Here is a 23,224-nt window from a genome sequence, read left to right as displayed (position 1 = left end):
TGTAGTGAAAGGAGATGTTTCACATGCATGTATCCATTCAACAAGCCGGTTATGACGTCGGTCAGCCCGTCTTAAAAGAGATTGCGTTTGCCTTACAGCCTGGATCCATCACCGGTTTGATCGGTACAAACGGTGCAGGAAAAAGTACGACGATTCAAGCGATGTTCGGTACGCTACCTTGGGTCGAAGGAGAGATCGATTTACCGGTCTCACTCGCCTATATTCCGGAACAGCCGACCTATTACGAATATTTGACGCTCGCCGAGCACCTTGAGCTGGTCGCTTCGCTCCACGAGACGGACCATGCCTATACGGAACGACTCTTAAAGACGTTCGAACTGCATGCTGTCACGGGTGACTATGTATCTTCTTTCTCTAAAGGAATGAAACAGAAGGTGATGCTCGTCTGTGCCTTGATGCAACGCGCAGACTGCTTGATCATCGATGAACCGTTCGTTGGTCTTGACGCGGTCGCAACGATTCGGTTGTTACATTTACTCGAAGCAGAACGAACGCGTGGCGTGGCGATTCTGCTCGTCACTCATGTCCTTGATTCCGCGGAACGTCTGTGTGACGACTTCGTCTGGATTGATCAGGGACGCATCAAACATCAAGGAACACTCGCTCAAATCGGTGAAGCCTCTGGTCAACCTGGTGCTCGCTTGTTCGACATCATGGAAGCGATGGTACTCGAGCATGATTGAAACCTTTTTGAAGCAACGGATCCGTCGACGGCATGCGGAACAGCGTCGCTTCTTTCGAGAAATTTTCGACTGGACGATTTTGCTGTATCTCGTCATTCCAGTCGGTCTGTTCATCATCTATGAGACGGTTCAGATCTTAAACGGTCAAGCGGACTGGGTTCAAACGGTTCCGGTCGCTTGGATTTTACTCGGATGGATTCTGTATGGATTCCTGCCCGCCTTTTACGCCTGGTTCGAACCAGCAGATCGCCTCTTCTTCAAACCGGTTCCTGGAGCGATCGTTCGAATGAAGTGGTATTCCGTTCGGTATCACTTCGTGCGGATTTTTCTAATGACTGCCGGATTACATCTACTCTGTTTTCCGTTACATAGCATCCGGTTTGACCAATCTAGTATCACAGTACTGCCGATTAGTCTCGTGCTCTCTTTGCTCCAACCGTTCTTTAGCTTTTGGACATATCGGTTATCTGGACAACGATTCTTGCGGAAATGGAGCGGTCATCTCGTCCTGGCAACAGGACGCATCACTCTGTTGCTCCTGCTTTGGCTTCAACCGTATCCTGTCCTCTTCGTCGTCGCACTGTGTGTGGTGCTGCTCGGATCCCTTCATGTCCGGCACTGGTCACGGCGTGAGGACGGATTAACGGAGGATATCCTGTTGTCGATGAAACGACAGTCGAGTTTATCGGCGACCGTCCTTGAATTGAACGGTGCCTTACCGAAGCCGTCTCACCGAAAGCGTCCGTTCCTTCATCTGCGATTATTCAAACAGACGCACCAGCAACTTCCACTGATCACGTATCTGCGGGATCCGAGTAAGCGTCGCTTCTTGCTCCAGCTATTTGCTGCGATGAACTACGGTCTTCTCGTTTTACCATGGATCGGACGCGGACTCGTTTTCGCTTTCGTCCTGTTTGTTCTCTTTCAAGAACGGAAACAACATCATACATGGTTCCGCAGACAATCATTCTACCAGCACATTTCCAATTGATTGATTTCTGCTATACTTTTTCTATTACATTGGTTGGAGGGATGACTTCATGCGTACTCATTTATTCTTATTCGGAGGCGGTCCTCCTTTTACACCGAACTTACGAACACGATTTGCTACATTAACGAATGGTGGACCGGTCGCGATTCTATACGTTCCGCGGACCGGTAAGGACTGGACGAGCTACGCCTCGATTTATACGAAGCCTTTAGAGGAAGATGGCATCTCGTCTTTCGTCCATTTGCCACTGTCTGACGCACCAACAGACGAACAACTTGCACAATTGAAGCAATGTCAAGGCATCATCATTTCTGGTGGTGAGACCGAGCTGTATCAACGCTACCTTGTCGATACGGAAATCGGTGACATCATCCAGTCGCGTTTCGCAGATGGTGTTCCGGTCGTCGGCTTTTCAGCCGGTGCCCTCGTTTCGCCCGAACGGTGTATCATTCCGGAGATCGACCAACGCGACAATCGACGTCTTCGCTTGCCTGGTCTTGCCTTACTGAAAGACACGGTCATCTGTGTCCATTATGAGACGTGGGGCGAAGCTGCTCATCTCACGCAATCTTTTACGGAAGAAGGCACAGACCGTGCCTTCGGACTAGCTGACGAGAGTGGGATCTATCTACGCGATCAGCACCTCGTCGAAACAGAAGGAATCGATCCCGTCATATTGTCGCGGAGTCCCGTCAAATGACAGCAATCGTTCCTGCCGTCAAAGGCATCATCATTCACGAGCAACGTCTCCTGATCGTCCGCCGGGCTGCTGCTGACTTCGGTGGCGGGACGTGGGAATGTCCGGGTGGCAAAATCGACTTCGGTGAATTGCCAGTCGACAGTCTTGTTCGCGAAATTAAAGAGGAAACACAATTGACTGTGACGCCGGAGCGTCTACTCTATGCCTCGAGCTTCCTGACGCATCCCAATCGGCAAATCATTTTGTTGATGTATGTCTGTTCGGCGAATCAAACGGACGTTCAGTTATCAGAAGAACACGACTCCTATCTCTGGGCGGACGAAGAAACGATCCGTCAGTTGATTGCACCGAATATTCTCGCTGATTTTGAACGCCATGATGTATTTTCGTTACTGCATCGCTAAACACAACTGCCCCGCCTGACCATTTGGTCGAACGGGGCAGTTTTTATTTACAGTAAGGGATCTCGGTAACAGACGACGCGATTTCGTCCGGTTTGTTTGGCTTCATACAATGCTAAGTCCGCTTTCTGGACGGTCTCAAATACGGTTGATGCCTGATCAGATGAAGCAGCACCTAGCGATAACGTGACATGAAAGACGGGATGCTCCTTATAAACGAAGTGTTGATCGGCGCAGGCAGAACGAATCCGCTCCCCCAGTCGTTCCGCTTGTCGGAGTGGTACGTCCGGCAACAGTAAGACAAACTCTTCACCACCGTACCGACCGACGACGCCCTGTTCTGGACAATACGATTGCAACAGGTGACTGAGTTGCCGTAAGACGACGTCGCCCCCTTCATGACCGTATGTATCGTTGATTGATTTAAAATGATCGAGATCAAGAATGAGGACGGAAAAGACCGTTCCGTTCTGAGCGTACTCGGCTAACGTCTCATCCAGTTTTCGGCGGTTTCCCAGTTGTGTCAGTCCATCCGTTAAAGCCAGTTCTTGTTGCGTATGCACGAACAAAAAATGCTTCCTTAGTTCTTGTAGGAAACGATAGGTGACGTAACCACCAATCATGATGACGATGATATAGACGAGCGCAATCTCTAAAAACCGCTCGAACGTGTTCGTTAATAAGTAGAGCGCCGGTAAGCTATATGCGATACCTATTCCAAGCAACACGAGATAATCTTTCATCCGTTGAGCAGCAAACCGGCGATAAATCGTCGCTGTTACGAGTAACGCGACACAGATCAAGGTCGTCAGAATCAGTCCTTGGTATTCGCCAGCTGGTGTCACCGCGAATCGGGCACCGATAATGAACAGCATCGTTATGCTCCCGCTAACTAATCCCCCATAAAAGTACGCTGTGACGAGTGCAACAAGACGCAAATCAATCTTTGCAACGTCATAGGAGATACTGTTGAAAATCAACAGTGCACCAATCACACCGGCGATACAACCGATCGCGAGTCGGACTTGTAAGGAAGAGTTAGGCGAGATGCGCTCGATCCGTCTTAGCGGTAAAAACGCAAACAGCAATGTCGCAATCAACAGTGAGAAGTTCAACAACAATGAATTAAGCAACGTAAGCACGACGACATCCTCCTCATTCCATTTCAGATAGTTACTCTATTCCCGTCAGATTACACATTCCCCTCTTTTTCCAAGGTTTTCAAACAAGAGGAGAGGGAATCAAACAAATATGTCTATCGTCTACATCATTAAGGGGGAATCTTTCATGGACCGTCAAGCCGAAAAACGAAAAAGTAAGATGCCATTCTTCATCATTCTTGTCATCGCTATCTTCGTCATCGTTGCTGCTGCGTTGATCATTTACGTCACATCTGAACCAAAAGAAGAGACACAAGCACTTATGACCCATCTTGCAACTGTCCTTCCGATTTACGTGAATTAGATTCACAAGACCTTTACACAAGCCATACAACACCTTCATACATGTTGTTTCTTCTCCTTCCGATAGGTACACGGGAGGAGATGTTTTTTTATGCTTACGAAAAAACGATTATTAGCACAGCAACTAAATGGATGGTTGATTCCGATCGTCGCTATCGGATTGATCATGATCAGTGGTCTAAGCGTTTACGCATCGTATCAACAATCCGTCACAGCAACTGACGAACGGCTGATGCGTGAGTTAACGATGTTCGACGCGAACGTCCGGGCAACGTTTCTCGCGTATCCGGAGGACGCAACTGACCGCTCGCGTGCCATCAAACGATTGCAACAGCAACAGCGAACCGACTTATCACGTGACGACTATTCGATTCGTTTTCAAAGCCTGAACACGAGTGAGGCGTTCCGACCGTTGACACTCGAACCAACCAAACGAAAACAACTACTGCAGCACTTAAAAACAGAGCGTACATACGCTTTTTCGAATCAAGACCAGTTTCTTGTCGCAATGACGATTCCAGAACTCGATGACGTCATCTTACTGACGACCGATCGCGATAAATTAATCGCCCCTGCTCGAGATTTAGCTTGGACACTCGTCTGGGTAAGCGTAGTCACACTTGTAAGCATTAGCCTGTTGATTCGCTGGCGAATTCAACGCCAACTGGCACCGTTATCGAAACTCGCCCTACAGATTGAAGAAGCGCACGCGAAGCGCTCGTATCGTCCATTAACACTCAAGACGACGACCTTTGAGTTACAACAGCTGACATTTCAATACAATCAGTTGATGCAACAAATTAATGACTTAACGACCGAGATGCAACAAGCCAGTCAGGAACTTGAATCCGTCCAGCCTCACTTTTCCTCGCGCTTATCCGCGATGGATCAATCGGTCCAAGCCGTCGATGAAGTCGCCGGTTCTTTACTTGCGCAATCGACACAAATGGATCAGACGATCGTCGCTTCGACACGTTTGACTGCCCAAGGACACGATGCGTTAAGCGAAATGCAAACGACACTTCTGAACAGTCAACATGCCGTAACCCGTTTTCAACAGACTGTTCAGATAAATCACACGACACTTGAGACCTTACAAGAGGAAAGCCAGTTACTGAAGGAACAATCCGCGACGACAGAGCAGATTTTGCAACAGACCTCACACCTACAGCAGCAGATGGATACCTCGATTTCTCACATCCAGCGCGTTGCTGAAGAAACGCGCCGCTTGTCGCTGAACGCGCTGATTGAGGCAACCCGTGCCGGAGAAGCCGGTCGTGGCTTCACGGTCGTCGCTAAGGAGGTCGAAAAACTAGCGATCGATATTAGGACAAGTACGGACCATATTCGGCAGGTCAATCAGACATGGACGGCGGGACTCGATCAAGTCGAACAAGCACTCTCGCAAATGACGGAACGTTTTCTTTCGACGTCGCAACAACTCGAGACGGCAACGGAGCATTTAAAACAGATGCTGACCGAAGCGACGACGATCGAGACGACACTGGGTACCGTGGAACACCAACGCCAGATCGTCGCAGATGTTCAGTCGAACATGCAGGAACATCTACAGTCGGTTCAGCAGTTGATGTCAGAACTCTCGTTTTACAGCCAGGTGCTCGGAGAACAGATGCAACACCACGTCAACCAGCAGACGGAACTGAAGACACATAGTGCTGTACTCGAGTCGCGGATCAGTTCGTTGCAACAAACTATAAAAAATTAATTTTTAACATTTTTCCTAGTATTAATCTTTAAATTACAATATTTACTTATCATTTAATATGAAATAAAATGTTTTTTGGTAGGTAATCTTATATTTAAGGGGTTAATGAATCAATGGAAGAAAAGAAAAAGAAAAAAGGCGGCTGTTGTGGCTGTGGTTGTCTCATCTTCATTATTTTAATTTTCTTAGGCGCTTGTGGCGCTATTTTTGGAGAAGATGACTCTGACGATAAAGACAATAATACAAAGAGTCATCAATCTACTAAAGACTTGGACTCTGATGATCATAAAAATAACACTGAAGAAAAAAATGATACTAAAGCTAAGGAAGAAGCTGATGCTAAAGCTAAGGCAGAAGCTGACGCTAAAGCTAAAGCAGAAGCTGACGCTAAAGCCAAGACAGAAGCTGATGCTAAAGCCAAGGCAGAAGCTGACGCTAAAGCCAAGGCAGAAGCTGACGCTAAAGCTAAGGCAGAAGCTGACGCTAAAGCGAAGGCAGAAGCTGACGCTAAAGCTAAGGCAGAAGCTGACGCTAAAGCGAAGGCAGAAGCTGACGCTAAAGCTAAGACTTGCTTAAATATTCGAGGTAATATCTCTAGTTCAGGTGAGAAAATATATCACCTTCCTAATCAAAGGTTTTATAGTAAAACGGACCCTGAACAAGTTTTTTGTACAGAAGGTGCAGCTGTAAGTGCTGGATATCGCAAATCAAAAATCTAACTAAAAGTACCGGATATCTCATTTGATATCCGGTACTTTTAGTTAGCTAATAAATTTCGCTTCCTTCTTATCGATGATGTTGCGAATCCGGTTCTCCGTCACCTGATACTGCTCTGCCAATTGACGAATCGTTTTCCCTTTTTCGTACTGCACGCGAATCGTTCGAATCTGAAACGGTGATAGCGTCACATGTTGATTTAACAAGAGATCAAACTCACCAAGTAGTTCGTTATACTGCTGATCGATTGAAGGTAGAATTTCTAAGTTCGACAACTGATCGTCAGCCCGTTTACCATTGCGCCGGACGAGTTGCGCTTCCGTGACGTCTGTCGTCAGAAAGGCTTTTGCGACAAGCAATCCGACTTGCATCCGCTCTCCTCGACCACTTTGATAGAGCGTGACTTTGCGGTATCCTTCCCGATTGAGCCGTGGACGGAGCAAGACACCTTTTCGGCGTTGCTGGACACCGCGACACGTCACGATCGTCCGGTCGAGCGACCTTACGCGACCAAGTGATGAGACTTCATATATACCTACATAGCCGATGACGGCTTTCCATTGTTCTTGCATGGTTGTCCTCCTTCAGACAAGGACACGACGGGACTTCATACCTGAATTATATCAAATTACGAACAAACGTTCTAGTGATGTCACTCGTCGGAATGTGCTATTCTTAGCAGAAAAAGGAAATGAGGTTCGTCCATGAAATTTGTCTTGTTACTTGGTCCGCAAGCGGTCGGAAAGATGACGATCGGTCAGGAAATCGAACGGTTGACGGAGATGAAAGTCTTCCATAACCACCAGACGATTGACCTGTTATTGCCTTATTTTGATTTCTCAGAACCCGCACACCATCGCTTAAAGGATACGATCCGCCGCGAAATGTTCAAGGAAATGGCTAACAGTTCGCTTGAAGGTGTCCTGTTTACATTTCTCTGTCTATTCGGCGTCGAAGGCGGTGGTCTCGAGTTCATCGAAGAGACGGTCGAATTATTCGAACAAGCAGGTGCTGACGTCTATATCGTGGAACTGGATGCGCCGGTCGCAACTCGTCTGCATCGGAACACAACGGAAAACCGATTGACGCATAAAGTAACGAAGCGTGATCTCGCTGCTTCTGAACAGGACTTACGCGAGACGGCGGACGGATGCCGGACACGCTCGCTACCGGGCGAACTACCGGACGTCAACTATCTCTTCCTTGATACGGAACAGTTAAGTGCACGTGAAAGCGCTGAAGCGATTTGCGATCATTTCAACTGGTCCAAAACAACGGTCTAATCACTAAAGCCCCGTCCTGCTCAAGCAGGCGGGGCTTTAGTGATAGAGTTCGCGTGCATGCATATCGATTCGCTTGCAACTGAAATCCGTTCCGACGCCAAACCGTCTCACTGCCTGCTTCGCCGTAGATACACTTCAGTAATAACGTCCGCGCGAGATACGATAGAATCGATGTCAGTGCTTCCCTGATGTACCCGCGCTGATCGTCCTCATCCGTCGACGTATAACGTAAGGTTCCGGTCGATCCATTCCATGTGAAGGTAATCGTCCCGACGATCGTTTTCTCACGTAACGCATGCAGCGTCCACTTACAACCCGATTCTTCATCCGTTGCTTCGACAAACAGTCGTGACGTCGTAAAATCCGGATGTCTCCCTTGCATTCAGCTCCCCTCCTCGACCTCAAACGTTGCTGTCACGTAATCCTCTCCGTTAATCAAAATCGTCAATGTATGTGTACCAGGATAATGGACACGCGTCGACATGTTCCGAAACGATTGGCGTCGTTCGACTTGTAAGACACCTTTGACTTCCCGCTCCCGCAGTTGAAACACCTTTCGACTCGTTCCACGTTTTTTGACGTAATCAATTGCGTATTCAAGACGCAGACGTTGTTCAACGGAACTGTGCACTTGAAACGAAAACTGTAACTCCTGACCAATCGTCACCGATGAGACGACTAAATCCGTTACCTCGACCTCACCTTGCGTAACGTGCCCGAATAACTGCAACACGTCTGGGTTCCCACGCTTCAGTAACGTCCGCGAAGCGTGACGTAAAATCCAGTCCGTGTTCGGACCTGTTCCTAAGTGACGTTCGATTCGTTCGATCAAGTATTCCGGATGTGTCTTTGAAATATCATTCAAATGATTGGCGACACTTTTTCGGACATAGAGGGACGGATCCTGTAATAAGGCGTCAAGAATCGGTAACGCTGGACGCGGATCAGCAATCAAACGTGGAATCGCTTGACCCCACGGTAGACGTGGGCGTGTTCCTTCAGACGCTAAGCGCCGGACATGTTCATCGTCTGATGTTGTCCATTTGAGCGCCTGCTCGAGGAAACGTTCCTGATCAGCAAGTAAAAAGCGGCGAACGGCGAACTCGGACGTCGAATGTTGCGTCAACTTGGCAAGTGTCGCTAACGCAAGCGTCCAGTCAGCAAGGTCTGCCGTCCGTTCGACATACTCCGGAAAAACAATTCCCGGTAGCCCGGTAAACTGCGGTGCGAGTCGCTCTAGCTCCTCCGCTGCATCCGGAAACGGTGGCAAGATCGTCTCTAGCGTCTCCGCCACACGACGGACACGTTGTTTAAACGCGAGTTCTTCCCAGTCTCCCTGCTCGACCCGTCTTCGAAAATCCGGTACATCGACCGCTGCTCCTAAGCGGTCGAGCCAACTCGGTGAAAACACATCTTTAATCAAACTCATCCTTCATCCAGTCCTCTCTGTGTGCGCTCCAGTTTGAGCAATGTTTCCTTGCGTGCGAGTCCACCCGCGTATCCACCTAAATCTCCATTCGTCCGAATGACCCGATGGCACGGGATGACGATTGCCAGTTGGTTCGCTCCATTCGCTCGTGCGACGGCACGAACAGCGGTCGGTTGACCGATCCGGATCGCCAGCTCTTGGTACGAGATCGTCTCCCCACTCGGAATCCGCTCGAGTTCTTCCCATACACGGCGTTGAAATGGTGTCCCGTACCGCATCAGTGGCGTCTGAAACGATACCGGCTCTCCTTTGAAGTAACGACGGAGCTCCGCTTCGATCTGTCCAAAGACTGGTGATTCCCCGGGAACGATGACAGCGCGCGCTTTTAAACGTAATTGTTCGATTTCCCGCTCCAGTCCACGTCGGTCGACGAACTCGAGCAGATGTAAGAGTTGATCGTCGGCAATCGCCAGCATCGAACCGAGTGGTGTATCAAGCCATTTCGCGCGTAAGACCTGCCCGTCAAAGCGCGATGGTGCTTGTCCGAGAATCCGTGCTGACGCCTCACGAAAACCACTACTCGATTCATAACCTCCAGCTAACTGTCCTTCGATAATCGGCTTACCGGTCCGGATCTCCTTCATCGCAAGCCCCATCCGTCGTGCCCGAGCATACGCGACGAACGTCATCCCGAAACGCTTCTTGAACTGACGGCGTGCCGTTGATTCATCGAGACCAAGTGCTCGGAAATCGGCTTCCTTGAATCGTTTGTCTGGTTCTGCCTCGACCGCTTCGATCAAGCGTTGAATCGTACCATGATCTCCGGGATAAGCAAGCGGATGACAACGACGGCACGGTCGATAAGAGGCAAGTAATGCCTCTTGCGCCGTCTCAAAAAACTCACAGTTCTCTGCTTTCGGTTTTCGTGCCGGACACGTCGGACGGCAAAAGATGCCGGTCGTCTTGACACCAACAAAAAACGTTCCTTCGTACGTCGCGTCCCGGCGAACGAGCGCTTCATAATACGTGTGATGTTCCATCGCCTTCCCCTCCTTTGTCCTTAGTATACCGGCTTGTCCGGTCATCATGTCGCCGAAAATCAGGCATTGATATGTTTAAGATTCACTTAAGAAACATCGTCCTGTTTTCGAAAGGGACGATGTGCATACTACATGATATACTCAACGGAAAGTAGGGTTTTCATGTTTGATTTCTTAAAAGAAGCACTTCACGCACCACTCCGTGTTGGAGCCGTCGCACCGAGCAGTCCACGCCTGGCTGAAATGATGGCACGACGCGCCGTCGCCGATCGTCCACGCCAGATTCTTGAAGTCGGGGCAGGTGACGGAGCGATCACAAAAGCTTTACTGGTCGCTCGTTCACCGGAAACACATCTCTTGATTTGTGAACGGAGCGAAACGTTCCGCCCGGCACTCGAACAACTACTAGCTCAGGAAACGAATGTCACTCTCTTCATTGGTGACGTTCAAGGATTATCCGATTCATGGAGCGGACAGATCGACGTCATCGTCAGTGGTCTCCCGTTCGCGTCGTTCCCGGCAGCGTTACGGCATGATTTATTGGCACAATTTCAAACGTTACTACGATCAGGCGGTCACTTCATCGCCTTTCAATACACCCGGTTTCAGTTCAAGATGTTCCGGGACTATTTCCAAGAACACAGTTATTCGCACACGCTCTACAATCTGCCCCCCGCTTATGTTTTCGAGGGGGTGCAACAGGAGGAATCTACACATGCCCACGCTCTTGATCGTTGATGATGAAGCAGACATCCGTCAATTGCTTCGACTCTATTTAACCAATGAAGGGTACGAGATCATCGAAGCCGAAAATGGTGAGGAAGCGTTAGCGACTCTTGCAACGCGTCCAGTTGATGCGATGCTGCTCGACGTGATGATGCCCGTTCGCGATGGCTTCTCGACCGTTCAAACTGCGCGCGCTGCCGGTCACACGTTACCCGTCTTGATGCTGACAGCGAAACGCGAAGACATGGATAAAATTCAAGGTTTGACCTTCGGGGCGGACGATTACATCGGTAAACCGTTCAATCCGCTTGAAGTCGTCGCCCGCGTCAAGGCGTTGTTACGCCGCGTCAGTCACTATCATGTCCCGACTACTGCTTCAGCGATTCAGGTCGGTCCGTTCACACTCAAAGAAGACGAACGCGTCATCTTTAAATACGATGTACCGCTCGCCCTGACACGCCGTGAATTTGATTGCCTGGCGCTCTTTTTGAGTCACCCCCGTCGTGTCTTCTCGGCTGACGACCTGTATGAACGGGTTTGGCAGGAGGAAGCACTCGGTTCCGCATCGAACGCTGTCATGGTCCTGATCCATAAGCTCCGCGACAAAATTGAGGATGTCCCAAAAGAACCGCGCTACCTCCAGACGGTCTGGGGCGTCGGTTATAAGGTCGAGCTATGAGACGGGTCAAACTGACGATTTGGATGCTTGTCTTGTTGCTGCTTGCGGCTTTCTTGAGCACAGCGCTTGCCTGGTTATTTGCAAGTCAGTTGCCGATTGGTACAAAGACACTTCCTCGTTATTACTACACGACAGAGCAAGAAGTCGTTCAAGATGTGAAGCGTGATATCGCCCGCTACGAAAATGGACAGTCGCCCAATGGTCCTTATGAATGGGCTATCTACGATGCGGATAATCGTCGCATCGACGCTTCTGATAAGTATCCGGAAGATTTAACACCAAGTCGGTTGCTCGCTGCTCAAACCCCCACCGAAAGGGACCCGTCCGATACCGGAAAGATTAGGACCCTTCATCATATCGAAGCGATTGATTTATCAGAGAACGAACCCGGATATTTTTTAACTGTACAATCAGAAAAGCCTAAACTGAACGAATATCAGATTGGGAATTCAAGTACTTTTTTCCTTCTACAATTGACGCTGTTCATCCTCTTTTTACTACTGTTAACGCGTTGGATTGCCGGATTGTTCCGGGAACTCGAGCGACGGCTTGAGCGGTTGACGGTCGAACCAGCGCAAACAGCACCGTTACCTCCAGTCAAAGGACCGAAGGAGTTCAAATTGTTCGCCCAATCGATCGAACGAATCGAACAGGAACTCCGAACGTTACGGATGCGTGATCAGGAGCGGTTCGTTCAACAGTTGCGGTTGATTACCAGTCTATCGCATGACTTACGGACACCCTTGACCTCAATCCAAGGCTTCATTCAGTGGCTGACGGAAAAACACGAGACGTTATCTGCGACAGAACGCACGGAGCTTCTAGCGATTGTCACCCGCCAGTCGGAAACGCTCGCTGCCCGGATCGATGAACTGTTCACGCTCGCTAAATTATCGAACACCGATTATCCGGTCGAACCGATCTCACTCGATCTCGTAACCTTAACGGAACAAGTCCTGGAACTGTTTCCTGGCACTTCCGCTACTGTCAATGGTCCTGCACACGCGACTCTCTTCGCCGATCCGATGCTCTTACGGCGCTTGCTTGAGAATTTGATTCGCAATGCAACGCTTCACGGGACGGGGGATCTTCGAATTACGATCAAAGAAGAAGCAGAAGGCATCCAGCTGATCTGCTCGAATGCGATTGAGTCGACTTATACGCTAGAGGAACTAAACGAATGGCTGACACCGTTCGGAACATCTGACGCATCGCGTTCTTCCGGCGGTTCCGGTATCGGTCTGTCGATTGTTCAACAAATCATGGCGCGTCATGGGGGGAGCGTCGCGTTGACTTCACAAGACAACCGCTTCATCGTGACCTGTCGTTTTCCAAATGTTTCGTAAGCCTGCATCCGACGCTTTCGTCGGGTGCTTTTTTAGTCAGGTTGTTACTTCTTAGACACTTCTTTGAAATTGGAATTCGATACACTAAAGACTGTTAGAAATTAGTTGTCGTTTTAAAGGAGTTGTTCGTGTTTTATGAAATCCTCGTCTCGTTCGATTACATATATGCCAGGGCTTGATGGCTTGCGTGCCTTCGCTGTCCTATCTGTCATTATCTACCACTTATCCGTTTCATTCTTCTCCGGTGGTTTCCTCGGTGTTGATCTCTTTTTCGTCCTATCCGGTTACCTGATTACCGGTCTCTTGTTGCGCGAGTGGCAAACGAGCGGACGCCTCGACTTGAAACGGTTTTGGATTCACCGCTTCCGTCGCCTGTTCCCAGCCCTATTCGTCATGCTGTTACTCGTTCTCGGGTACGTGACCGTCTTTGAACGCGAGCTATTGCATACGGTCCGCCAAGATAGTGCCTTTGCGCTTATTTACGGGACGAACTGGTGGTATATCTTCCATGACGTCTCGTATTTCGAGTCGTTCGGTAAGCCATCACCGATTCAAAACCTTTGGTCACTTGCAATCGAAGAGCAGTTCTACCTGCTATTTCCGATCTTACTTTGGTTCGGAATGAAAAATCGTCGACTGTTCCTGCAATTGATGGGCGTTGCGATCGGCGCATCCGTTCTCGCGATGGCGATTCAGTTCACACCTGGTGAAGATCCAAGTCGCGTCTACTATGGCACGGATACTCGCTTATTCGCCTTGTTGATTGGGAGTCTGCTCGCTTTTGCGTGGCAGCCGACCCGCTTTAAGCTCGATATCCCGAAGCGTGGTGTCCGGTTACTGAATCAAACGGGCGCTGTCACTTTGCCACTCTTGCTCATGCTGATGATCGTCACAAGTGAGTTCGGAAGCTTCTTATACCGGGGTGGCTTTTTCCTTGTCTCCGTCCTTGCTGCACTATTGATTGCTACGATCGCCCATCCGGCGTCGATCTGGAGTCGGTGGTTTGCGCATCCAGCACTCGTTGCGATCGGCAAACGATCATACGGTCTGTATCTGTGGCATTTTCCCGTCATCACGTTGCTGACACCGGTCGAGCAGATCGGCACGTTCTCGTTGCTTCGGACCGTGCTGATCGTCGCTGTGCTTGTCGCCTTAACCGAAGCATCGTATCGCTTCATCGAACGTCCGATCCGTCAGCATGGACTGTCCGGTTACTTAAAACGTCTATCGTTACATCCGCGACAGTTACGTCAGTTTTCGACGATGCAGTGGACGAGTGTTGCCGTGTTGACGATTCTCATCGTCAGCTTCATCGGTAACTTATCGATTCTTGCTGTCTCCGATACGCCGAAGCCAGAATCTACTTTCCATAAGGTAGCTGCGCCAAAAGAAAAACCGAAGCCGATCCTGAAACCGACGACACCGAAAGCAAAGCCCGATCAACGAAAAATCTGTCGCCCGACGCTTGCGATCGGGGACTCGGTGTTACTTGGTGTTGAAGATTATCTCGGCAGTACACTCAAGCAACTGACGATTGATGCGAAACTCGGACGGCAGCTCCGCGAGGCAATTCCGCTGAGTGAGCAGTATGCCGCTTACAATCAGCACGGACGGCAAGTCATTCTCCACCTCGGAACGAACGGTAGCTTCCGAAAGGATCAGTTGAACAGTTTGCTCGATCAATTCGCAAATGCCGATCACGTCTATCTGGTCACTGCACGCGTCCCGCGCCCGTGGGAAGCAGAGGTCAATCAGATGTTACGCGAGGCATCGAAACGGAAGAGAGTCGAACTGATCGACTGGCATGCTGTTGTCGTCAAACATCCATCTTACTTCGAAGCAGATGGTGTCCATTTAAATATCAAGGGCGCACGTGCCTATTCGAAGATTCTTGCGAAAGCAACGAATTGCGCTGTTTCAACGAAATAAGACCACGTCAAACAAGGTAGCGGAACGATCCGCTACCTTGTTTTTTATACTCATCCTGTCGCTAGCAACCCAAGATAAATCAAACTGACGCTGAATAAACTCAGCAAGACACCCACTGCATGCCGACGATATCCGAGTAAAAGCAATGGTAGCGTGGCGATGCCGATCATCAAGACCCACCTGTCCCCTGCTGGACCACTGACCGGTAGTTGCCCTAGCGTCGGTTGTTCCAGACGACTGAGTGAAGCGCTCGCCATGAACAGCAATACTAAAATGATACTCTCCATCCGGAGTAACGGACGCGGATCGTACGTTGAGTCAAAACGCAACCGACGCCGAACAAGCGTGCCATTACAGAAGGCGTAGAACAAAAGTGGTAGCAGCAGGAGGTGCTTCAGCAACAACGCTTGACCGTATGGTACACCCCAGAGATTCGTATAGCGTTCAAGTGGAATCGCCAGTTGCATCAGTAACAGCCCTGACAGGATGACACCGGTAAAGGCGATCCGGGCAAACGGACTGAACCAACTTAAAAAGGCAGACCAATGAGCGGTCGAGCGAGCACCGATGGCTAACCAAAACACGACGCCGATCCAAGCCGTCACACATAAGAAGTGGCTAAATTGGAGTGTCCATCCGAGCGCACCGTATTTGGTCGCCGCGTGACTCGTTCCTGCGATACCAATCCATAACGGGATCGTCAAGAGTGCAAGTAGGATGGAGCGTTGTTTTTGCCATGCGAATACGATCAATAGGAGTAAAGCAGAGAAGTAAACGACAAGAAACATCCGACCGATATGCAACTCCAGTATCCCCGTTCGTAGAGCTTCCGTTATCGTTTGCGTCGAAAGTAGAAAACGAACGGCACCAAAGACCGGGATGCTTGTTCCAAGAACAAGCATCCCGAGTCCCGCTACCGCCCACGACGTACCGCCCATCAATGGCGGTTTCCGTTTCCTTGGGATGAAGCATAATACCAAATAGCCCATCCAAAGCGCTCCACCCATGTAGACAAGTAGTTCGCCTAGAAACGTACTCATGTCGAACGACGACGTAACAAGAGAAGGATGACGATACTGATTAACAGTCCCCCGACGATCCAAGGAAGCAGTGTCGGAACAAGTCCTTTTGAAACTGGCTCCGCTTCAGGAACGACTGCTGCTTTTGTTTCCATCGGCTCAGCCTTTTCTACAGTGCTTGTTTCAGCTTTTGCTGCACCTAGTACCGTAAAACGAATCGTTCCTTTCACAGGATGACCATCATCTGAAATCGACGCCCACTTGATCGTGTATTTTCCTTCCGTTAAAGGCTCTGAGACGACGGCACTGAGTTCATTTCCAATGATCAGTGGTTTTGCGAGAGGCTGTTCGACGCCATTCGCGTCTACTACACGTAAGGTACTTGTTTTTTCAACAGCCTCACTGAACGTCAACCGGATCCGATCGACGGGTTCAGATAATGCCGATCCCTCTGCCGGATTCGAGCTTTTTAAACTCGTGTGTGCTTCGACGGAGATGGGCAACAGACAAATGACGAATAGAAGTACAATTCGGATGATACGCATGTCGTTTACCTCCTTTCTGCTTGATGTGTACAAGAAAACCCGCTGTTGCCAGCGGGTCGTCCTTTATTGTTGCGGGCGACGACGGAGTGCGAAGAATCCAAGGATCGATGCTGCTGTGATACCAAGCAATGACCAAACGATACCTGTCGTCGATGCTTTTTCTTGCATACCACCGAGACCTGTGTTCGGCATTCCAGGCGCACCTTTGAATTTATCTGGGAACTGATCGACGATTGCTGTCGCAGTCCCTTCCCCTACACCGTACATATGCGCGTACGCTTCGCGAATCGCTGGGTACGCTTTGTCGTAATCTTTTTCATTGTAGCTATTGAAGGCAAGCAAGAGTTGGTCAATATGAACCTTCAATCCTTCTTCCAAATCTTTCGCTTTTAAGCGTCCTTCCGTTGCTGCATCGAGGAATGCTGCCTGTTCGACACGGTACTCATCAAGTTCCTTCACGGCCATGTCGCGTGCTTGATCATCTTTCGCACCTGTTGCTTTGACATAGTCGACGAAGTAGCCGATGTGGCTCGACCAGATTTTCTTGAATTGTTGCGCTGCTTCGCTACCATACACAGAACCAATCGAAGCAGTCAGGTCATCCGTATTTTGATTCAAGGCACCGGCTGCAGCATCAAAGTCTTTTGCTCCGTCAATCCCTTTTTGCATTGCGAGCACTGCAAGCGCCGCGTGTTCCGAGAAGTTTCGGTTCAGTCCGGCACGAAGATCAGCTGCTGGTGTATCCACTTTCGTATTTTTGAATTTATCTGGGTACTGATCGACGATCGCACCAGATAACCCTTCTCCTACCATATACATATGCTCGATAGCTTTGCGTAGATTACTGTAGGCAGCATCATAATCACCCGCTACATAGCTATCAAACGACGTTAACAGTTGTGTGATATGGACTTTAAGTCCAGCTTCGAGATCCGCTGCCTTTAGACGTCCTTCCGTTGCTTTATCGAGGAACGCAGCCTGTTCGACGCGGTACTCATCAAGCTCTTTTAATGCTTTTTGTTTCGCATCTTCGTCCTTAGCACCCGTTGCTTTGACGTAATCGACGAAGTAACCGATATGGCTCGCCCAGATTTCTTTGAAGGCAGCGCCTGCTTCTTCCCCGTAGACGGAACCAACAGCTGCCGCTAAATCATCCGTGTTTTGATTCAAGGCACCAGCTGCTTGCTCAAAATCTTCTTTACCATCGATCCCTTTTTGCATTGCAACGACTGCGAGATATGCATGTTCAGATAGAATTTGATCGAGTGTCGCTCGTAAATCCGATGCTGGAGATGAGACATCCAGTGAGACTTTTCCTGAACTGTGGGACATCTTACTATGGTCCTCATGACCATGGGCACTGACACCTGCTGCTGGAATCAACAATGCGGCACTAAGCGGAACAGCGAGATACGACTTTTTCATCTTCATCTTATGAACACCCCTTTGATTTTTTGGACTTCACATAGATAACGTAAGGAGTTCACGAATGGTTTTATCTTTTTACATTTTTTATTTAAAATATTTTTTGTGATGAAATAAACCTATGCAGCACTTTCATTATTTTTTAGTTTTTATTTACTCATTTCGCGAAACAGCCAACTTATTTTCTAATCAATTCATTAGAATCTTCTTATAACCCCATCTTTTATCTTTTATAGAACAGGAGTGAACTCATGAAACGGATTATCATTGGCGCAGTACTTGCTTTGCTCGTCGTCTCGCAAACAGTTGGACCTGTCGAAGCAAAAAGTAAATCGAAAAAGAAACCTGTCGTGCAAGTCGATCGAGACAATAACGGGATTCCGGATGCTTGGCAAAAACAATATCATTTGGGATATGGAAAACAAGTCGCAACAAAAGATCACGATCGCGACGGTTTGATGAATGTACAAGAGTATCAGCTTCGTCTCAACCCCACTAAATCGGATTCGGATCGTGACGGGATCAAGGATGGGAAAGAGGATTCGGACCGCGATTCACTAACAAACACACAAGAATACAGTATACGTCTCAATCCATTGAAGAAGGATTCTGATCAAGATGGTATTTCTGATGATAAAGAAGACCAAGATCAGGATCGATTGACGACACGCGAAGAGTTCATCGTCGGTACGCAACCACTGAAAAAGGATTCAGACCGTGATGGCATCAAAGACAATGAAGAAGACCGGGATCGGGATACGCTTATCAACGAAGATGAATTTGAACTCGGTTCTAATCCAACAAAAGCCGACAGTGATCAGGACGGAACACGAGATGATCAGGAAGATACGGATCAAGATGGCGTTCAAAATAACCAAGAACTCAAACGGATCATGATCAAAGTGACGGATACGAATAAGAAAAAATTCGAGTGGCGTTACAGCAATGAACATCAACGGAAAGAACTGCGCTTTAAAGACGAAATCGGTATTACTGATGTCGCGACGTTAAAAGACCGCCTTCTCGTCACGCCATCGATGACGGAAGAAGAAGTATTAACGTTAGTCGCACAGGCACTTCGATTGCCAAACATTAAAACACTACACGTCCAAGTCAAGTTCTACAATGGACAGGAACTCGAATCGGAAGATGAACACTCGGATGACGATGATTCTTCGGATGACTCAGAAGATGATGATCAAGATGATGATTCAGACGATCATGGAGACGATGACGGGGATGATCACGGAGATCATGGTGATGACGATTAATCGTCTATACGAAAAATGAGAGGATGGAATAGTATTCCGTCCTCTCATTTTTTATTTCCTATTTCTTCAATGATGGTGACCGCTACTCCCACCAGCTGGTTTGGCTCCACCTTGTAAAATCTTTAAATCTTCTTTCGATAACTCACCGACGATGAACTGCCGCGTTGGCATGATCATCGCGCCTTCACTGCTTGCATGTGCTTTAACATAATACAAGCCGGATTTCGGTAGCGCCTTCGCAATCGTATAGACACCTGGCTTCGTCTCCTCTGCCGGTTCCATACTATAGCGCACTGTTCCATCCGCTTTCCAGATTTCGAAGTGGACATAATCGACTTTTTGAACCGGTTTGGCTTCACGCCAGACCGTTGCTTCAAACGTCTGCTTTTTCTTGGCGTCCGGTTGTAAGTCCTTTGGGATATTCATTTTGATCGATAACGGCTTAGCTACGGCATACTGTTCTGCTGCATCGGAATCGACCGCACACCCGGCAAGGCCCGTCGTCGTGACGAGCAGTCCGCCGAGCACGAGTGCTTGCATCGATTTACGCATTGAAGAACCTCCTTACACTCGGAATACGACGGATGATAATAAAATCGAGTAGCCAGACGATGAGTAATGAGAGTCCAACAAGCGGGAACAAAATACCGAGCACGACGAGTACCACAAGGAATCCTTTTAACATGAATGCTTTCGGACCTTTTGGCGCCCCCATCCCTTTATTTGGTTTCCGCTTCAGCCAAAGATAGAAACCACTGACTGCCACGAGAATGATCCCAAGACAAATCAAGAGACTGATCAATTGGTTGAACCAGCCGAATTCCGTTCCTTTGTGGAGCGTGATTCCGGTCGCAACAATTTTCCCGACGACACCATAGTTGTCATAACGGTAGTCGGCGAGCACGGCACCAGAATATTGATCGAGATGAATCGTTGCTTCATCCTGTGCTTTCGCTGGATACGCAGACAGCGTATAGACTCCACTCGGATCACTCGGGATGCTGATCTTAAAGCTTGGGTCCATCCCTTGTTGTTTACCGATCGCAACGATATCATCGATCGAAGCCGGAACAGCACCTTCGACTTTTGACTGCGGGACATCAAGTGTTTCAGCAGCCCACGGAACCTCCGCGATATCCTTCGTCTGAAGCGTCGACGTCGGTGCCTCCCCACCCCAGATGGACGGTGGATAACCCAGCCCTTGGTTGGTGACGAGTGACTGGAAGTTCGTTCCCCAGAAACCGGACCACGGTAAGCCAGTCAAGATCAGGAACAGCATCCCTGCTGTGATCCAGAATGCTGGAACAGCGTGGAGGTCACGACGGAATAACTTCTTGCCTTGACGAAGACGTGGGAACAAGACACCTGACAGTCCCTTTTGTTTACGTGGGAACCACAGGAACAGTCCCGTCACGATCAAGACGATTGCCCAACAGGCGACGAGTTCAACGATCCGGTCGCCAGTCGTTCCCGCCATCAGTTCCCCGTGGATCTCTTCGATTTTATTCATGATCCGGTCATCGTCTGATAATGTTCCGATGATCTTACCAGAATACGGATTGACGAAGACCGTCGCCGACATGTCTGGTGACGAGACCTTCACTTCACTTGATCGATCGTCAGATTCACCCGGTCGGTACGACGTGACAAGTGCATCGGGATACTTCGCTTTAACGCGATCAATCTGTTCCGTCGCAGTGATGCGATCTGCTTGTGGTGTAACTTCATAATACGATTGATACAGGACGTTTTCGATTTGTGGCTTAAAAAGATAAATGGATCCTGTCACAGCAAGCATGACGAGGAACGGTGCAAAAATGATACCAGCATAAAAGTGCCACCGCCAAATCGTCCGGTAAGCAGAAGAAGTTGGTGCTTTTTTGACCGTCTCTTCCGTCTGCATGAGATTCATATGTATCCTCCTCTAGCAATAAATATGTCCACTCTGTGAACACCTCCTAGTATAAGCGTTTACAATCCAATTTCAGCCACTTGCTTGTGACGATAAATTGCCAATACAGTGTGTAAATCACGTAGCTTTTAAGAAGTGAAAAACGTCTTTTTTTGACAATGATTTCACTTTTCTTGTAGATTACTTCTTATTTCAAAAAACTATCCTTATTCATAAAACCAAACTTCATCTAAAAAAGCGAATCCTGATCTGGATTCGCTTGCTCGTGTGATGTTTTTATATTGAAGAACTTTCCTCGACTGATTCCTTTTGACGCCGATGATATACGATACCTGTTACTACTAGACCGATTAAGATGACTACGATCGCACTGATGATTCCGGGATTCACCTGAAGCCAGTTCCACAGCTCCGACCACGTCACAGCTTCTCCGATCCGGACGATCAAAAAAGTCCAGAGTCCTGTATAAACGCCTGCCGCTAAGAATGTCATTACTAAATAGCGCGGTAACGGATAACCGAGGAGTCCGGCGACATAATGAATCGGGTGTCTGACGCCGGGTAAGAAGAACGATAGTCCGATTGCCCATAATCCCCGTCGTTCAATGATCGTTTCTGCTCGTTCTAAGAAACGTGATTTCATCCAGCGTTTGACGAGCGGAATCTCACGGAAGAACCGAGCAAGTAGATAAAACCACGTAAAGGCGATGAAGAAGACCGGCCAAGCGGTCAGCCAGATGACGACCGGGTACATCCCCTCTCGTAATCGAAGTGCTGCAAAACTCATCATCAAGACATCGTCCGACAATGGGGTGAACATGATTCCGCCAGCCAGGCGGACGAGTGCCATGATATCCATCACGTATCCCTACTTTCTGTTTCTCTCTATATTCAGTATCCCCGATTTTTCTGAAGTTGAGCCCTATCCATTTCTTAAGTTCTTCTTTAGTTATACTTTTCTGATCAAAAGAGATCATCATCGATGATTTAAAGTCACTTAGACCGGATGACATGTATACGCAATCGTTTAATAAAACATCCTTTTCCCACATCGAGAAAAAGGGTTTCCTCCATCCGTTCGAGAAGGGGTACAACGTACATCTGAACGCTCATCTGATAGGAGGAATTTCCATGCTACATCGCCGGAAGACCTATACGATTCGTCCCGAACGCCTAGAAGAATTCACTGAGTTTTTCCATACCTATTTGTACCCGCTTCAAGTCAGTCATGGGGCCCGTCTTGTTGGGCGCTGGGTGACGGAGGCAGAAGATGAAGTCATCGCTATCTGGGAATACCGCGACCGTGAACATTACGAACAAGTCGATCGTGATGTCCGCAACAGTGCCTTACGTCGCGAAGCGATGAAGAAGCGCGCGCGTCTCGGCAAAAACCTCTATATCAAATCCTATGAAGATTTCATGACGTCGACTGGTACGTATGCTCCCCCTCGCGCGATCGTCAGCGTGACCGCGTATATCACGAACGATGCCGGTGAAGTCCTCCTCGTCCGCAACCTACACCGGGGTGATACGTATGAGATGCCGGGTGGACAAGTCGAAAATCATGAGTCAATTCTTGACGCCATCAAACGGGAAGTCAAAGAAGAAACCGGTGTTGATGTCACGATCGATGGCATCACCGGTATCTATCAAAATGTCTCAAGTCATGTCCTGTGCGTCTGCTTCCGTGGGAAAGCGGTCGGTGGTGAACTCGCAACACAAGAAGGCGAGACGACGGACGTCGGCTTCTTCCCGCTGACACGTGACTCGCTGAGTGAGTATATCAAACGGGAACACTTCCAGTTGCGGACGCTTGATGCGATGGATCCCCATTACTTCCCGCATGCCTTATATAAAGTCAGACCGTATGAACTGATCAGCCGGTACGACGGTAACGCGACGTCGTCTTCACGGTAAAC

At 48.8% G+C, this 23,224-nt stretch carries 25 protein-coding genes; 14 read left to right on the top strand and 11 right to left on the bottom strand.

Annotated features, from left to right (window positions below):
• Positions 1 to 23 precede the first annotated feature (23 nt).
• Genes KNQ18_RS12370 through KNQ18_RS12355 form a run of 4 tightly spaced genes read left to right on the top strand, consistent with a single transcriptional unit; the run spans position 24 to position 2,799 of the window.
• Complete coding sequence (locus KNQ18_RS12370) at positions 24 to 704, top strand: ABC transporter ATP-binding protein (protein WP_082874244.1); 681 nt, start codon at positions 24 to 26, stop codon at positions 702 to 704.
• Positions 697 to 1,695, top strand: a complete 999-nt coding sequence (locus KNQ18_RS12365) for an ABC transporter permease (RefSeq protein WP_215085005.1) — start codon at positions 697 to 699, stop codon at positions 1,693 to 1,695. Before KNQ18_RS12370 ends, KNQ18_RS12365 begins: the two co-directional genes overlap by 8 nt.
• Before the next feature lie 49 nt (positions 1,696 to 1,744).
• Positions 1,745 to 2,395, top strand: a complete 651-nt coding sequence (locus KNQ18_RS12360) for a Type 1 glutamine amidotransferase-like domain-containing protein (protein ID WP_215085003.1) — start codon at positions 1,745 to 1,747, stop codon at positions 2,393 to 2,395.
• Positions 2,392 to 2,799 (top strand): NUDIX hydrolase, encoded by a 408-nt coding sequence (locus KNQ18_RS12355; protein WP_215085001.1) that lies wholly within the window; start codon positions 2,392 to 2,394, stop codon positions 2,797 to 2,799. Before KNQ18_RS12360 ends, KNQ18_RS12355 begins: the two co-directional genes overlap by 4 nt.
• A 47-nt stretch (positions 2,800 to 2,846) precedes the next feature.
• On the opposite strand, the gene KNQ18_RS12350 is transcribed toward KNQ18_RS12355, so the two are convergent.
• On the bottom strand, positions 2,847 to 3,938 hold the full coding sequence (locus KNQ18_RS12350) for a GGDEF domain-containing protein (protein WP_214772056.1): 1,092 nt from the start codon (positions 3,936 to 3,938) through the stop codon (positions 2,847 to 2,849).
• Between the two features lie 145 nt (positions 3,939 to 4,083).
• Between KNQ18_RS12350 and KNQ18_RS12345 the strand changes: the two genes are divergently transcribed.
• The 3 genes from KNQ18_RS12345 (at position 4,084) to KNQ18_RS12335 (ending at position 6,704) form a co-directional block, all read left to right on the top strand.
• Positions 4,084 to 4,260 (top strand): hypothetical protein, encoded by a 177-nt coding sequence (locus tag KNQ18_RS12345; RefSeq protein ID WP_023466867.1) that lies wholly within the window; start codon positions 4,084 to 4,086, stop codon positions 4,258 to 4,260.
• A gap of 90 nt (positions 4,261 to 4,350) precedes the next feature.
• Positions 4,351 to 5,985, top strand: a complete 1,635-nt coding sequence (locus tag KNQ18_RS12340; protein ID WP_215084999.1) for a methyl-accepting chemotaxis protein — start codon at positions 4,351 to 4,353, stop codon at positions 5,983 to 5,985.
• Positions 5,986 to 6,098: 113 nt separating this feature from the next.
• Entirely contained in the window at positions 6,099 to 6,704 is a 606-nt protein-coding gene (locus KNQ18_RS12335) for a sunset domain-containing protein (RefSeq protein ID WP_215084997.1), read from the top strand.
• Between the two features lie 42 nt (positions 6,705 to 6,746).
• On the opposite strand, the gene KNQ18_RS12330 is transcribed toward KNQ18_RS12335, so the two are convergent.
• Positions 6,747 to 7,274 carry an NUMOD4 domain-containing protein gene (locus KNQ18_RS12330; RefSeq protein WP_215084995.1) on the bottom strand — a complete coding sequence of 176 codons (528 nt, stop codon included), beginning with the start codon at positions 7,272 to 7,274 and terminating at the stop codon, positions 6,747 to 6,749.
• Between the two features lie 132 nt (positions 7,275 to 7,406).
• On the opposite strand from KNQ18_RS12330, the gene KNQ18_RS12325 reads away from it, so the two are divergent.
• Complete coding sequence (locus KNQ18_RS12325; protein ID WP_215084993.1) at positions 7,407 to 7,985, top strand: AAA family ATPase; 579 nt, start codon at positions 7,407 to 7,409, stop codon at positions 7,983 to 7,985.
• Here KNQ18_RS12325 and KNQ18_RS12320 read toward each other — a convergent pair.
• The 3 genes from KNQ18_RS12320 to KNQ18_RS12310 are packed head-to-tail and all read right to left on the bottom strand — an operon-like array spanning position 7,960 to position 10,454.
• Positions 7,960 to 8,367 (bottom strand): GNAT family N-acetyltransferase, encoded by a 408-nt coding sequence (locus KNQ18_RS12320; protein WP_215084991.1) that lies wholly within the window; start codon positions 8,365 to 8,367, stop codon positions 7,960 to 7,962. The genes KNQ18_RS12325 and KNQ18_RS12320 overlap by 26 nt on opposite strands.
• Positions 8,368 to 9,414, bottom strand: coding sequence for a DNA alkylation repair protein (locus KNQ18_RS12315; RefSeq protein WP_215084989.1), 1,047 nt, complete (start codon positions 9,412 to 9,414; stop codon positions 8,368 to 8,370).
• A complete protein-coding gene (locus KNQ18_RS12310) occupies positions 9,411 to 10,454 on the bottom strand; it encodes a bifunctional transcriptional activator/DNA repair enzyme AdaA (RefSeq protein ID WP_214858720.1) in 1,044 nt (347 codons plus the stop codon). Before KNQ18_RS12310 ends, KNQ18_RS12315 begins: the two co-directional genes overlap by 4 nt.
• Before the next feature lie 162 nt (positions 10,455 to 10,616).
• Between KNQ18_RS12310 and KNQ18_RS12305 the strand changes: the two genes are divergently transcribed.
• The 4 genes from KNQ18_RS12305 (at position 10,617) to KNQ18_RS12290 (ending at position 15,134) form a co-directional block, all read left to right on the top strand.
• Positions 10,617 to 11,192 carry a class I SAM-dependent methyltransferase gene (locus KNQ18_RS12305; RefSeq protein ID WP_215084987.1) on the top strand — a complete coding sequence of 192 codons (576 nt, stop codon included), beginning with the start codon at positions 10,617 to 10,619 and terminating at the stop codon, positions 11,190 to 11,192.
• Entirely contained in the window at positions 11,170 to 11,859 is a 690-nt protein-coding gene (locus tag KNQ18_RS12300; protein ID WP_215084985.1) for a response regulator transcription factor, read from the top strand. Before KNQ18_RS12305 ends, KNQ18_RS12300 begins: the two co-directional genes overlap by 23 nt.
• Positions 11,856 to 13,205, top strand: coding sequence for a sensor histidine kinase (locus KNQ18_RS12295; protein ID WP_215084983.1), 1,350 nt, complete (start codon positions 11,856 to 11,858; stop codon positions 13,203 to 13,205). The genes KNQ18_RS12300 and KNQ18_RS12295 overlap by 4 nt, the downstream gene beginning before the upstream one ends.
• Positions 13,206 to 13,340: 135 nt before the next feature.
• Positions 13,341 to 15,134 (top strand): acyltransferase family protein, encoded by a 1,794-nt coding sequence (locus KNQ18_RS12290; protein ID WP_215084981.1) that lies wholly within the window; start codon positions 13,341 to 13,343, stop codon positions 15,132 to 15,134.
• Between the two features lie 50 nt (positions 15,135 to 15,184).
• On the opposite strand, the gene KNQ18_RS12285 is transcribed toward KNQ18_RS12290, so the two are convergent.
• The 3 genes from KNQ18_RS12285 to KNQ18_RS12275 all read right to left on the bottom strand — a co-directional run bounded on the left by KNQ18_RS12285 (position 15,185) and on the right by KNQ18_RS12275 (position 18,129).
• Positions 15,185 to 16,174, bottom strand: coding sequence for a copper resistance D family protein (locus KNQ18_RS12285; RefSeq protein WP_215084979.1), 990 nt, complete (start codon positions 16,172 to 16,174; stop codon positions 15,185 to 15,187).
• Positions 16,171 to 16,698 carry a copper resistance CopC family protein gene (locus tag KNQ18_RS12280; protein WP_149426699.1) on the bottom strand — a complete coding sequence of 176 codons (528 nt, stop codon included), beginning with the start codon at positions 16,696 to 16,698 and terminating at the stop codon, positions 16,171 to 16,173. The genes KNQ18_RS12285 and KNQ18_RS12280 overlap by 4 nt, the downstream gene beginning before the upstream one ends.
• A gap of 63 nt (positions 16,699 to 16,761) precedes the next feature.
• Positions 16,762 to 18,129 carry a copper amine oxidase gene (locus KNQ18_RS12275; RefSeq protein ID WP_149426698.1) on the bottom strand — a complete coding sequence of 456 codons (1,368 nt, stop codon included), beginning with the start codon at positions 18,127 to 18,129 and terminating at the stop codon, positions 16,762 to 16,764.
• A gap of 245 nt (positions 18,130 to 18,374) precedes the next feature.
• Here KNQ18_RS12275 and KNQ18_RS12270 point away from each other — a divergent pair, with 245 nt between their 5' ends.
• Entirely contained in the window at positions 18,375 to 19,394 is a 1,020-nt protein-coding gene (locus KNQ18_RS12270; protein ID WP_149426697.1) for a hypothetical protein, read from the top strand.
• Between the two features lie 66 nt (positions 19,395 to 19,460).
• Here KNQ18_RS12270 and KNQ18_RS12265 read toward each other — a convergent pair whose 3' ends face one another.
• From KNQ18_RS12265 to KNQ18_RS12255, 3 genes are all read right to left on the bottom strand, one after another.
• Positions 19,461 to 19,946: a FixH family protein gene (locus KNQ18_RS12265; RefSeq protein ID WP_149426696.1), complete on the bottom strand. Its 486-nt coding sequence runs from the start codon at positions 19,944 to 19,946 to the stop codon at positions 19,461 to 19,463.
• Positions 19,939 to 21,306 carry a PepSY-associated TM helix domain-containing protein gene (locus KNQ18_RS12260; RefSeq protein ID WP_149426695.1) on the bottom strand — a complete coding sequence of 456 codons (1,368 nt, stop codon included), beginning with the start codon at positions 21,304 to 21,306 and terminating at the stop codon, positions 19,939 to 19,941. The genes KNQ18_RS12265 and KNQ18_RS12260 overlap by 8 nt, the downstream gene beginning before the upstream one ends.
• Positions 21,307 to 21,582: 276 nt before the next feature.
• Positions 21,583 to 22,164 (bottom strand): DedA family protein, encoded by a 582-nt coding sequence (locus KNQ18_RS12255; protein WP_053452466.1) that lies wholly within the window; start codon positions 22,162 to 22,164, stop codon positions 21,583 to 21,585.
• Positions 22,165 to 22,436: 272 nt separating this feature from the next.
• On the opposite strand from KNQ18_RS12255, the gene KNQ18_RS12250 reads away from it, so the two are divergent.
• Positions 22,437 to 23,222 (top strand): NUDIX domain-containing protein, encoded by a 786-nt coding sequence (locus tag KNQ18_RS12250; RefSeq protein WP_149426694.1) that lies wholly within the window; start codon positions 22,437 to 22,439, stop codon positions 23,220 to 23,222.
• Positions 23,223 to 23,224: the final 2 nt, after the last annotated feature.

It is taken from the genome of Exiguobacterium sp. s78, from assembly GCF_018618985.1.
GTDB classification, from domain to species: Bacteria; Bacillota; Bacilli; order Exiguobacteriales; family Exiguobacteriaceae; genus Exiguobacterium_A; species Exiguobacterium_A abrahamii.
The sequence above is the reverse complement of the archived record's forward strand: the minus strand, read 5'-3'. Positions and strand labels throughout refer to the sequence as shown.

Bases quoted from the DNA above. Each gene is read 5' to 3' on its own strand.
- KNQ18_RS12325 (WP_215084993.1), top strand. From the start codon at position 7,407: ATGAAATTTGTCTTGTTACTTGGTCCGCAAGCGGTCGGAAAGATGACG.
- KNQ18_RS12260 (WP_149426695.1), bottom strand. From the start codon at position 21,306: ATGAATCTCATGCAGACGGAAGAGACGGTCAAAAAAGCACCAACTTCT.
- KNQ18_RS12315 (WP_215084989.1), bottom strand. From the start codon at position 9,414: ATGAGTTTGATTAAAGATGTGTTTTCACCGAGTTGGCTCGACCGCTTA.
- KNQ18_RS12255 (WP_053452466.1), bottom strand. From the start codon at position 22,164: ATGGATATCATGGCACTCGTCCGCCTGGCTGGCGGAATCATGTTCACC.
- KNQ18_RS12300 (WP_215084985.1), top strand. From the start codon at position 11,170: ATGCCCACGCTCTTGATCGTTGATGATGAAGCAGACATCCGTCAATTG.
- KNQ18_RS12360 (WP_215085003.1), top strand. From the start codon at position 1,745: ATGCGTACTCATTTATTCTTATTCGGAGGCGGTCCTCCTTTTACACCG.
- KNQ18_RS12365 (WP_215085005.1), top strand. From the start codon at position 697: ATGATTGAAACCTTTTTGAAGCAACGGATCCGTCGACGGCATGCGGAA.
- KNQ18_RS12250 (WP_149426694.1), top strand. From the start codon at position 22,437: ATGCTACATCGCCGGAAGACCTATACGATTCGTCCCGAACGCCTAGAA.
- KNQ18_RS12345 (WP_023466867.1), top strand. From the start codon at position 4,084: ATGGACCGTCAAGCCGAAAAACGAAAAAGTAAGATGCCATTCTTCATC.
- KNQ18_RS12370 (WP_082874244.1), top strand. From the start codon at position 24: ATGCATGTATCCATTCAACAAGCCGGTTATGACGTCGGTCAGCCCGTC.
- KNQ18_RS12265 (WP_149426696.1), bottom strand. From the start codon at position 19,946: ATGCGTAAATCGATGCAAGCACTCGTGCTCGGCGGACTGCTCGTCACG.
- KNQ18_RS12290 (WP_215084981.1), top strand. From the start codon at position 13,341: ATGAAATCCTCGTCTCGTTCGATTACATATATGCCAGGGCTTGATGGC.
- KNQ18_RS12340 (WP_215084999.1), top strand. From the start codon at position 4,351: ATGCTTACGAAAAAACGATTATTAGCACAGCAACTAAATGGATGGTTG.
- KNQ18_RS12355 (WP_215085001.1), top strand. From the start codon at position 2,392: ATGACAGCAATCGTTCCTGCCGTCAAAGGCATCATCATTCACGAGCAA.
- KNQ18_RS12330 (WP_215084995.1), bottom strand. From the start codon at position 7,274: ATGCAAGAACAATGGAAAGCCGTCATCGGCTATGTAGGTATATATGAA.
- KNQ18_RS12270 (WP_149426697.1), top strand. From the start codon at position 18,375: ATGAAACGGATTATCATTGGCGCAGTACTTGCTTTGCTCGTCGTCTCG.
- KNQ18_RS12320 (WP_215084991.1), bottom strand. From the start codon at position 8,367: ATGCAAGGGAGACATCCGGATTTTACGACGTCACGACTGTTTGTCGAA.
- KNQ18_RS12295 (WP_215084983.1), top strand. From the start codon at position 11,856: ATGAGACGGGTCAAACTGACGATTTGGATGCTTGTCTTGTTGCTGCTT.
- KNQ18_RS12305 (WP_215084987.1), top strand. From the start codon at position 10,617: ATGTTTGATTTCTTAAAAGAAGCACTTCACGCACCACTCCGTGTTGGA.
- KNQ18_RS12310 (WP_214858720.1), bottom strand. From the start codon at position 10,454: ATGGAACATCACACGTATTATGAAGCGCTCGTTCGCCGGGACGCGACG.
- KNQ18_RS12335 (WP_215084997.1), top strand. From the start codon at position 6,099: ATGGAAGAAAAGAAAAAGAAAAAAGGCGGCTGTTGTGGCTGTGGTTGT.
- KNQ18_RS12275 (WP_149426698.1), bottom strand. From the start codon at position 18,129: ATGAAGATGAAAAAGTCGTATCTCGCTGTTCCGCTTAGTGCCGCATTG.
- KNQ18_RS12285 (WP_215084979.1), bottom strand. From the start codon at position 16,174: ATGAGTACGTTTCTAGGCGAACTACTTGTCTACATGGGTGGAGCGCTT.
- KNQ18_RS12280 (WP_149426699.1), bottom strand. From the start codon at position 16,698: ATGCGTATCATCCGAATTGTACTTCTATTCGTCATTTGTCTGTTGCCC.